Origin of the sequence: Phocaeicola paurosaccharolyticus JCM 15092 (assembly GCF_000613805.1) — a bacterium.
GTDB lineage: Bacteria > Bacteroidota > Bacteroidia > Bacteroidales > Bacteroidaceae > Phocaeicola > Phocaeicola paurosaccharolyticus.
Genome location: NZ_BAJR01000013.1, coordinates 65,274 through 75,394 on the forward strand (window position 1 = coordinate 65,274; position 10,121 = coordinate 75,394).

Below are 10,121 nucleotides of genomic sequence, written 5' to 3' on the forward strand. Positions count from 1 at the left end.
CAATATGACAGAACAAGATATACATAACTTATTAGCAGCAGGTGAGCGTGTAACTTTGGAATGCAAGAAAGCTCAAAACAGTTTACCAAACTCTATGTGGGATACATATTCAGCTTTTGCCAACACTTATGGTGGAACAATCCTTCTTGGCGTGTATGAAGACACTAAAGAGAAAGATATGTCGAAACGTTTCACTATTACTGGCGTTGATGATGCAGATAAGATTCGCAAAGACCTATGGAATACTATTAATAGTAGAGAGAAAGTAAACATCAATCTTCTTCATGATGAAGATGTGCAGACTGTAAAGGTTGATGATAAGGACGTGATAGCTATTCATGTGCCTCGTGCAGAATATAACTTACGTCCTGTCTATATCAATAATAATCCAATGCGTGGCACTTATTGCCGTAATCATGAGGGTGATTATCATTGCACTGACCAACGATATAAGATGATGGTGCGTGACTCTTTTGAAGATGGCAACGACCGACTATTCTTGGAATATTATACTATGGACGATATTGATATTCCTACATTGGAACGTTATAGAAATATGTTCAAGGTAGATCATGCCGACCATGTGTGGAATGACTTGAATAATAAGGATTTCCTTATTCAGCTAGGCGGTTATGTAGTGAATCGCAAAGAACATACAGAAGGATTGACAATGGCAGGACTCCTTATGTTTGGTAAAGGTTTGCCGGTACGTGAGAAGTTTGATAATCTTCGTATGGATTATATTGACAAGACCAATCTGATAGGTGACCAACGTTATAGTGATCGTCTCACATACGATGGCACATGGGAGAATAATATATTCAATTTTATTCGTATGGTAGTGCCAAAGCTAACTCGTGACCTACCACGTCCATTCAAAATGGATGGTATTATTCGTCAAGATGATACGCCACAACATAAAGCTATACGTGAGGCTTTCACCAATATGATAATTCACGGTGACTTGATGATGAGTGGTCTGCTACGAGTAGAAAAATATGATGATAAGTTTGTACTTACCAATCCCGGCTTGCTTAAACTTCCAATCGAACAAATCTATGCAGGTGGTGAATCGAAAGCTCGTAACCAACGTATGCAGAACATGCTTCGCATGATAGGATATGGAGAGAACCTTGGTTCTGGTTTTCCTCTTATTCTCAGTGCATGGAATGAGAAACACTGGTTGAAGCCTGAGCTCATAGAGCAACCGGAATTGATGCAAGTGAAGCTGGTGTTGCATATTGAGAGCAAGGCGGACATAAATGTCCCCCCAATGTCCCCCCAATGTCCCCCCAATGTCTCAAAGGAAATTTTTAACAAATTAACAGAGCGACAGAAGTCAATAATAGAATTAGTATGCAGCATTCCAACCATTACGAAAGCTGATATGTCGGAAAAGTTTATGGTTGTAGAAAAAACTATCCAACGTGATTTAGGTTCAATAAGGGAAGCTGGAATAGGTCTTACTTATGAGGAAGGCAAATGGATAATTAAAACTAAGGAGTAATATGGATAAAATATATAAGTGTATAGTTTATATCGTAATAATATTATTAGTGCCCCTTTCTATATTGAAGGCAATAAATATTTGTATTACTCATCAATTGGGGTATCTTGAATTTGCATTGATTCTTATTCTAATCTGTGCATTATGGTATGGGCTATATCGCCTAAGTTTCTTCATTGCAGAACGGATAACTACGGCTTACGCAGAGGTATATAAGAATAAGGTGATACCACGCATAGAAATGCAAGCTATTGATAGATATATTGCAGAACATCCTCTTCCGGAAACGAAACAAGAGGGGATAGGAGAAGTAGTTATAGAAGGTAAGAACCTAAATGAAACCAATCAATTGAAGAATGCTCAGATGGGATTGGAGCAGTTTATGGCTGTTTGTAAAATAGAGCGTGAAGCTATGATGGCAAAGAAAGCGAAGGAGGATGCTGAGAAGTTGAAAAAGGTCTTGGAATATACACGTCAAACATTTATGAAGTTTGGCTTTACAGATGAAGAGCTTTTCCAACTAAATGAATGTGTTACTACTTTTGTAACATTACGTGCCGTTTTACCAGCTATAAATGTTCATATTGTAAAGAAGGCACTCACTCAAGGCGATCTGAAAAACTTTAGTTGGAATATAGCTAATCAGTATAATATTGGACCTGCATTGACAGCTCAATTTACACAATCCACATTTAGTGCTTGGTTTGCTAATACAGAGGTATCATCATTGATGAAGAATCCTAAAGTGACAAGTGGAAAGGTTAATATTGAGGTGAATGTAGATATTCTGAATTCAATTGCTAAGTAGTGTAAAACTCTCATCAGTGCTGAGAGAATTTGCACCACTAGTTGAGAGTGAAATATGGAGATAAAAATAAATTGCGGCGACAATATACAAGATGATTTTTAAGAAATATTTAGTTTATAAGGTTATTATATTTGCGACATATGCTTGTAAGTAATTGATAATCACTATGGATAATCTTTGAAGAGGTAAAGTAAGGTTGATTAACTAAAAACTAATAAATAATAGAAAATCCGTGTACACTAACAGGTTACGCGGATTTTTATGATAAACGATTTATATTATAAATATGACGAGATAGCTGTAGATGATGATATGCACTTTATTTATGTCAATTGTAAAATGACAACTAGACTATAATTAATCTCTTTTATTCAATTTTTTTGAAACTGCCTGATAGGCTAATCCTTTTATTCGCCACAGAAAAATGATTAGTTTCCATATGTTGGCATTGAGACTAATCTCTTTTGACCCTCTCTTAATTAAGACAACCTTTCCTAAAATATCATCAGCATAGCAGGTCTCATAATGACTGAAGACATTATCACCACGCATTATGTATGCATCGCCATCTGTTTTGATAAACCTATGAAGGATGTGAATTCCTCTGCTTTTGAAAAGTGTAATATCCCCAGGTTTTAAAGCATTGGCGGAACATTTAACTATACGCACACAATCACGATTGCTGCGTAATATCGGGAGCATAGAAAATCCTTTCACAGTAATGGTTACACTGTTACCGTTGGAGAGTTCATCTTTATTTTATTGAATGCGCTTGCGACAGTCTGACTATTCCTACCAACGGATACTTTTCATTCTTGTAGCAATGTTTCTTCCCACTCCATGCTCTTCCATAGGCATATACTTTGCCATTCTCTATGCGAATGTCTTTCTCATTCTCCATTTGTACAATTCAAATCCTATAATTCCAGAAAAGCCTAGGAATGCACACAAAACTCCTTGCCATAAAGAGATTGGATCGAATTGAAACAGACTTCTTAAAAATGGAATGATATTAGCTAAAACCAAAAATAGTGAGGCACTTGATACCACCCATTTAACAGCAGTATTCGGTGTCGCAAAAATTTGGAAAATGTTTTTCGACCATGAACGATTTGTGAAAATTACACCAATGTTTCCGGCAACTAAAGTAATGAAAGATAATGCACGTACCTGGCCTACCGGCATTTGCCAATAATATAAACATGTCAGATAAATGGCTAACACGATTGCTAAGATGGAGATACCTTGCATGCAACTGATTAATATTTTTCGTCCAGTGAAAAAGTCTTCTTTTCTACTTTTAGGAGGGCGGCTCATGATGTTCTCTTCCTCTTTTTCTGCTTCAAAGATTATTGAACATGCCGGGTCGATAATCAGTTCCAGAAATACAATATGTACAGGCCACAACAGCAACGGCATGTTGCCGAAGAATACAGGAATAAGCGAAAGTCCGGCAATTGGTACGTGAATAGCAAATATGTATGCTAAAGCCTTTTGCAGGTTATCACATATACGTCTTCCCATTTTCACAGCGCCCACGATTGATGCAAAATTGTCGTCCAAAAGCACCAAAGATGATGCCTCACGTGCCACATCTGTTCCTTTTTCACCCATCGCAATACCAATGTGTGCCGATTTCAATGCAGGAGCATCGTTCACTCCGTCACCAGTCATTGCTACAACCTCATCATTCTTTTTTAAAGCATTCACAATCTTCAATTTCTGTTCAGGAACAACCCTGGCAAAAATATTTACGGTACGGATTCGTCTGCTCAATTCCTCATCGTCCATACTATTTAATTCCTGTCCGGTAATGCACTCGTTCCAATTTGTCAAACCGATTTGGCGACCTATGTTTTTAGCAGTAACGGGATAATCTCCGGTAATCATAATAACACGGATACCTGCTTTATGGCACTCTTCCACAGCCAAAGGAACATTTTCGCGAATAGGATCTGCCAAGCCAATAAGTCCCACAAATTCAAAATCAAAGTCGTGCTGAATCTCAGGTACTCCCAAAGTATCTATACGGCTTTTGGCAACACCTAGCACACGCAGTCCCTCATTTGCCATTGCTTCAACCTCTTTAGCCAATCGTTGCTGCTCTTCAATAGAAAGATGACACAGATCGAAAATGGCTTCGGGTGCACCTTTTGCTGCTACTACCTGCCAATCACAATCGTTGCATGTGAATACGCGTGACATAGCCAATAGCTCTTTTGACAGAGGATATTCTTTTACCATTTTCCAATCGTGATGAATATGTTCTGTTTTTGAAAGTTGCTCTGTTCCCATATTTGTGATGGCTTTTTCCATCGGATCGAATGGGTCTATCTGGCTGGAAAGGATTCCATATTCTATGATCTCGTGAAAATCTTCAGGTAGAGATTCTGTCTGGCAAGTTCTAAAAAAGGAAGTCCCATTATACAAACAAGTTACTGTCATCTTGTTCTGTGTCAGTGTACCTGTTTTGTCGGTGCAAAGTACTGTTGCTGAACCTAAAGATTCTATTACAGCAGGACGGCGAGTCAGCACATTCTTTTTAGAGATGCGCCATGCACCTAAAGCCAAGAAAATTGTCAACACCACTGGAAACTCTTCCGGCAACATAGCCATTGCCAATGTGATACCGGCTAAAAATCCTTGCAACAAATCGCCGCGTGTGAGGTAATATAAACCTACAACAACTGTGCATAGTACAAAGCCAAATATGGTTAGTTTCTTTACCAATGTGCCAATTTCACGGTTCAGCTTTGTCGGCTCTTCTTTCACCTCTTCGAGTGAACGACCGATTTTACCTATCTGTGTATGAATGCCTATAGATGTAACGCGTGCAATTCCTGTACCTTGAACAATCATGGAACCGGAGTACACAAATGGTCGGTTGTCACCGCCTGGTTGAGTATCTTCCTCACTGCCGGTAAATTCTGTTTTATGTACTGAAACCGATTCGCCGGTTAGTAGCGATTCGTCAACCAGCAAGTTGACGCACGAAAGTACTGTGGCATCTGCCGGTATACGGTCTCCTTCACGCAATACTATTATATCGTCGGTAACCACATCTCTACCTGCAATTCTCTGCTCTTCGCCGTTGCGAATAACTACAGCACGCGGACTTGCCAGGTCTTTGAGGGCATCCAATGCTTTCTCTGTCTTACGTTCCTGGAAAAACTCAATGCCCATGATGACGAGCACAAATCCCATCAACATAATGCCTTCCTGAACGTCGCCTAGCACCAAATACAGGGTGCCACAAGCTACCAATAGAATGAACATTGGTTCTTTTAAAATACCCAATGCAATTCCCCAAATAGAATTTGATTTTGAGGATGGCAACTCGTTGTAACCCTCTTTTTGATGTTTACGAATGACTTCTTCGTCGGTTAATCCTTTATATTTACTACTTTCAATATTCATAATATGTTTACTTTTAAATGAATAATGTTAATTATGAAAGTTTTACCATTTGTCGACCACTTTTTCTAGAAGGAGCAACAATTGTTGCAACTCATCTTCCTCTAGATTTTCGGTCATTAATTCGGCAAAACGGCGGTGAGCATATTCGTGCATGTTGTTTATACTTCGTCCTTTTTCCGTTAAGTGAAGGTGGGAGGTGCGGCGGTCCGCATCCGATTGAACCTTGACTAAATACTCTTTTTCAATTAACTTATCTAATGCCACTGTAACTGTTGGTTTTGTAAGTTGCAAAGCCGAAGCAAGTTCGGTGATGTTTGGATTCTGAAGCGAGTTCATCACTTCAAGATAGTGCATCTGTGTCAAGGTAAGTTCTTGCAAGCCAAAATGTTCTTTAGCAAGCTCTTCCATTTCGCCTAAAGTGTGCGATATTTTGGAAACGATTGGAATAATTTTATCCATTTTGTCTATTTATTTAGCCGGTGTAAAATTAATTAGAAAGTACTAACTAACAAATCTTTTGTCAATAATATTTCATTTTATAACAAATATTTCTCATTTTCAATATAAATAGGTGATAAACAGCTAATAAAATTACTGTTTCAGTAGCTGTTAAGTAATGAATAGTGTATAAATAAGATATAACATATATTAATTGACCTATTTATTGATTATTCTTTGTTTTCTTTGCTTGAAAGTAATTTTTTTTGCAGGCCAATCATATATAATATAGAGCTTGATTATCTTTTGTATAAAATAAGCAATACATATTTTTATTGTCTTATTTAAAGATGATTATATAATTAATGATGTGTCTATAAATTATTATAAAGACAAAAGGTGTAGTTCTTAGGGGACTAAACCTTTTTATAATTTAATAATTTGGTATACTAGATAAAGAGAATCACCTTTTTAACCTAGTATATGTACCTAAATTGTACACAAATCAATTGATTTTGTGTGATTTGATGTTTATTGTTTGTTTATGAATTGTAATATTATAGCCTTGAAAAAATAATGTTTTTCATTTTGTATAGAAAAATGCTGAACTATAAATAATTGATAGGATAATTAGTTGATATTAAGTTTCATATCTTCTGTTATTGCTGGAATCAAGTTTATTGGAGGTAGCACAAAAGCATTGATAGGAGTACTTTGTGTTTGAGAGTGGATAATACCTCTGGCTGTTCCTATTGCAATTGTAGCCATATATCTTAGAAATTTTACACTAATATTGTTCTCTTGTTTTATTTGTGATACACCTTCAGGTCCTATGCCAAAATGACAAGCTATTTCTAGTATAAGGATAAGCTTCCCTTTTTGCTCATATTGTATATTTGTGATGCAACGAATATGAGCAATATCTTTACTTACGGCAAAATTATAACTAGTAGATATATCTATATCTTCACCTGTAAAAAATTCGTCAGGAAAAATTGCAAACTGACGGGTTTCTATTTTTTCTATTCTATATGGGATATTCATAATCGAGAATTATGCAGCTTCATCATAATATATAGGCTCTTTTATAGCCTCCATTATAGATAGTGATGTTCTTGAATGATAACTTTTTGGTTCAGATTCAATATATTGGTCAATATCATGAAAGATTATCTCTGGAATTTTTCCGACTGCCAAAGATAATTCAATAAATTTGCTCATTTTATGATCAAAATCACCGTTAAGAAGTTGAGATACATATCCTTTAGTACATCCAAGATGTTCTGCTAGTTGAGTCTTATTCATATGTTTTGATACCATATATGAATCAATTATGCGAAAAAGCTCTGTTTGAAGTTTTGCTATCCAATATCCTTTACTTTTTAAGATCTCAGCTCTAGTTTTCATAATTCTTACTTATTTATTGAATCTAAATATTGTTTCTTAAGTGCACGAAAAGATGCTATATCTCGCTTCTGAGAGTTCTTATAACCACCCATAACGATAATTTTACCTCCATGTTGCTTAATTACATACACTCTTAGGTGTTTTGTCTTGAACTCATATTCTCTATAGCCATCAGCATTATTTGTATCTAATGGATGAAATTTGCTATGTGGAAGAGATTTCATATTTGCTACGCTATCCATATATAAATAGATAGAATCCATTTCTGTTTCGTATTGCTTCTCTAGATTATCTGTAAATATATCAATAGGAGATATTCCATCTATCTTTAACTTATCGAAACGTTGGCATCCACGTATTTCTTTTACTATTTCGAGTTCAAATATAGGCATAATATTGTTTAGTTGAAACTAAACTTGAAAAATTAACACAAAATAAAACTATTGTTATAAAATATATTTATAAGATATAGGCTTAAATATAATAAAATATTTAGTCTATTTTATGCTAAGATATATAAAAACCAATCTATTATGTAGAAAACGTGAATTTTATTACTGCCAAATTTTAAGTGTGCATCTGTGTAAAAGCAATGTTCAATAATAGAATTAGATATAAATTGATAGTACTACTTATGAAGAGATTTTACTTTTATCTTTCTTTGATGTCCTGATGCTCGTAAGAATCCTACAACAGCATCAATATTGCGAATAGCAAAACACCTTCAAATTCCTTTATTTGAGTGTTGCTATCCCTATTTGTGAAGAAGTCTGAATGGATATCTGTATTTATTGTATTATTCATAATATTGTTGAATAACTTATCTTAATTATTTAGCTTTTTATAAAATTCTGTTGCTCCTATTTTTATTATCTTACAAATCTAACAATAAAAATATAGAATTTTTATAAATTTCTATCTATAAATTTGATTATCATTATGTTATTTATTCGTTTGCATCCTTTATAGTGAAAATAAATATGTAGAATAAGGATCCCATTTATAGTAGATGCTCACTAATTACTTGAGATATAATTTCAATATATAATATATTGTTGCTTACTTAATGTATAACCTTTATTCCTTTTTATGAGATTGTTTTACGATAATAATGTATTTTAATATGACAATATTTATTTAATAAATTCACTAATTCTTTTTAGTATTTACTTATGTCAGATACAAAGTCAATAATTGTATTATACCTTCGTTAAAAATTTAATTTATTTATTTATATAATTATGAGCCATAAATTTGTAAGAAAGCGCAAAGAAACAAAGCCGGTAGTTGCTATATGCTATGACTTTGATAAAACTCTTTCTCCTGACGATATGCAAGCACAGGGTTTTATACAATCTGTAAATTATGATGTTGAATCTTTTTGGAAAGAATCAAATGGATTGGCTGAGAATAATGATATGGACCAAAATCTTGCATATATGTTCACAATGAAGAAAAAAGCCCATGGTAAATTAGTTTTTACCAAAGAAAAACTAATGGAATATGGTTCAAGAGTAGAACTATTTAAGGGAGTAGATAAATGGTTTAGGCGAATAAAAGAATATGGGGAAAGTAAGGGAGTAATAGTAGAGCATTATATTATTTCTTCAGGATTAAAAGAGATGATAGAAGGGACTAAAGTTGCTGATGAATTTGAGAAGATTTATGCTAGTTCATTCTACTATGATGAAGATGGAGTTGTTTTGTGGCCTGCTCAAGTAGTAAATTATACTAGTAAAACACAATTCTTATTTAGAATAGAAAAGGGAACATTAGATGTTAATGATCCTGATGTTAATAATTATTTTAAACCAGATGAGATACGTGTTCCTTTTAGAAATATTATTTATATCGGAGATAGTGATACAGATATACCATGTATGAAACTTGTAAATACAAACCAAGGCCATTCAATCGGTGTCTATAATCCAAAGACAAAAGATAAAAGAAAAGTATATAAGATGATGCGTGACAACAGAATAAAGTACTTTGCTCCAGCTGATTATTCGGATGAATCTGAATTGGATAAACTTGTAAAATCAATAATAGACAGAACAGAATCGAATGAAAAGTTGGAATATATACATTATCAGAACATGAATGACTTTGCAGAATTCGATACATTGATTAATGCTGAAACTAAGAAGAGAAATGACCTAATTATTTCTCTCGAGAATAGTGGAAGTTTTGCAAGTACTCATTCTATAATAGCCAAACTAAGTGTATTTAGTAAATGGACTGACGATGAGAAGAGTTGGTTGAAAGAGATTAAAGAAAAAAATAGTCAAGTTAGATTAATTGCTGAAGATTTAGATGTTGATGAGTTTTATAAATCTTTTTGAAACGAGAAAGACATGTTCTTGATTATATATCGCTCAACATTTTGGAGTAACTTCAAAACTAATAGGCCGATTCCTTTTATAAGATGTAATGAATTATTCATTTTATTTAAATATTTAATAATGAACATCATGTTCTCACCAACTTGTATAGTGTGAATTTCTTTATCCTAAGCTGGAATAATTATTCCAAAGGCTTTAAGGA

General features: G+C 34.3%; 10 protein-coding genes. 3 read left to right on the forward strand and 7 right to left on the reverse strand.

Annotated features, from left to right (window positions below; all coding sequences use genetic code 11):
• The first annotated feature begins 4 nt into the window (after positions 1-4).
• Positions 5-1,507: an RNA/DNA-binding domain-containing protein gene (locus JCM15092_RS07340; protein WP_024994098.1), complete on the forward strand. Its 1,503-nt coding sequence runs from the start codon at positions 5-7 to the stop codon at positions 1,505-1,507.
• Position 1,508: 1 nt separating this feature from the next.
• On the forward strand, positions 1,509-2,315 hold the full coding sequence (locus JCM15092_RS16840) for a hypothetical protein (protein WP_148296616.1): 807 nt from the start codon (positions 1,509-1,511) through the stop codon (positions 2,313-2,315).
• Between the two features lie 357 nt (positions 2,316-2,672).
• Here JCM15092_RS16840 and JCM15092_RS15345 read toward each other — a convergent pair whose 3' ends face one another.
• The 7 genes from JCM15092_RS15345 to JCM15092_RS07380 form a co-directional block, all read right to left on the reverse strand.
• On the reverse strand, positions 2,673-3,017 hold the full coding sequence (locus JCM15092_RS15345; protein WP_051532504.1) for a S24/S26 family peptidase: 345 nt from the start codon (positions 3,015-3,017) through the stop codon (positions 2,673-2,675).
• Positions 3,018-3,069: 52 nt separating this feature from the next.
• Complete coding sequence (locus JCM15092_RS17205; protein ID WP_159101378.1) at positions 3,070-3,216, reverse strand: hypothetical protein; 147 nt, start codon at positions 3,214-3,216, stop codon at positions 3,070-3,072.
• Positions 3,189-5,732: a cation-translocating P-type ATPase gene (locus JCM15092_RS07360; RefSeq protein ID WP_034541718.1), complete on the reverse strand. Its 2,544-nt coding sequence runs from the start codon at positions 5,730-5,732 to the stop codon at positions 3,189-3,191. The genes JCM15092_RS17205 and JCM15092_RS07360 overlap by 28 nt, the downstream gene beginning before the upstream one ends.
• Positions 5,733-5,774: 42 nt before the next feature.
• Positions 5,775-6,191 carry a MarR family transcriptional regulator gene (locus tag JCM15092_RS07365; protein ID WP_024994102.1) on the reverse strand — a complete coding sequence of 139 codons (417 nt, stop codon included), beginning with the start codon at positions 6,189-6,191 and terminating at the stop codon, positions 5,775-5,777.
• Positions 6,192-6,800: 609 nt separating this feature from the next.
• Positions 6,801-7,214 carry a hypothetical protein gene (locus JCM15092_RS07370; protein ID WP_024994103.1) on the reverse strand — a complete coding sequence of 138 codons (414 nt, stop codon included), beginning with the start codon at positions 7,212-7,214 and terminating at the stop codon, positions 6,801-6,803.
• Positions 7,215-7,223: 9 nt separating this feature from the next.
• Positions 7,224-7,577: a hypothetical protein gene (locus JCM15092_RS15350; protein WP_024994104.1), complete on the reverse strand. Its 354-nt coding sequence runs from the start codon at positions 7,575-7,577 to the stop codon at positions 7,224-7,226.
• Positions 7,578-7,582: 5 nt separating this feature from the next.
• Entirely contained in the window at positions 7,583-7,969 is a 387-nt protein-coding gene (locus JCM15092_RS07380) for a hypothetical protein (protein ID WP_024994105.1), read from the reverse strand.
• Positions 7,970-8,818: 849 nt separating this feature from the next.
• Between JCM15092_RS07380 and JCM15092_RS07385 the strand changes: the two genes are divergently transcribed.
• On the forward strand, positions 8,819-9,919 hold the full coding sequence (locus JCM15092_RS07385; RefSeq protein WP_034541720.1) for an HAD family hydrolase: 1,101 nt from the start codon (positions 8,819-8,821) through the stop codon (positions 9,917-9,919).
• Positions 9,920-10,121 lie beyond the last annotated feature (202 nt).

What these genes read in the sequence shown, in the direction of transcription:
- JCM15092_RS07340 (WP_024994098.1), top strand. Translation starts at nt 5, where the DNA reads ATGACAGAACAAGATATACATAACTTATTAGCAGCAGGTGAGCGTGTA.
- JCM15092_RS16840 (WP_148296616.1), top strand. Translation starts at nt 1,509, where the DNA reads ATGGATAAAATATATAAGTGTATAGTTTATATCGTAATAATATTATTA.
- JCM15092_RS15345 (WP_051532504.1), bottom strand. Translation starts at nt 3,017, where the DNA reads ATGCTCCCGATATTACGCAGCAATCGTGATTGTGTGCGTATAGTTAAA.
- JCM15092_RS17205 (WP_159101378.1), bottom strand. Translation starts at nt 3,216, where the DNA reads ATGGAGAATGAGAAAGACATTCGCATAGAGAATGGCAAAGTATATGCC.
- JCM15092_RS07360 (WP_034541718.1), bottom strand. Translation starts at nt 5,732, where the DNA reads ATGAATATTGAAAGTAGTAAATATAAAGGATTAACCGACGAAGAAGTC.
- JCM15092_RS07365 (WP_024994102.1), bottom strand. Translation starts at nt 6,191, where the DNA reads ATGGATAAAATTATTCCAATCGTTTCCAAAATATCGCACACTTTAGGC.
- JCM15092_RS07370 (WP_024994103.1), bottom strand. Translation starts at nt 7,214, where the DNA reads ATGAATATCCCATATAGAATAGAAAAAATAGAAACCCGTCAGTTTGCA.
- JCM15092_RS15350 (WP_024994104.1), bottom strand. Translation starts at nt 7,577, where the DNA reads ATGAAAACTAGAGCTGAGATCTTAAAAAGTAAAGGATATTGGATAGCA.
- JCM15092_RS07380 (WP_024994105.1), bottom strand. Translation starts at nt 7,969, where the DNA reads ATGCCTATATTTGAACTCGAAATAGTAAAAGAAATACGTGGATGCCAA.
- JCM15092_RS07385 (WP_034541720.1), top strand. Translation starts at nt 8,819, where the DNA reads ATGAGCCATAAATTTGTAAGAAAGCGCAAAGAAACAAAGCCGGTAGTT.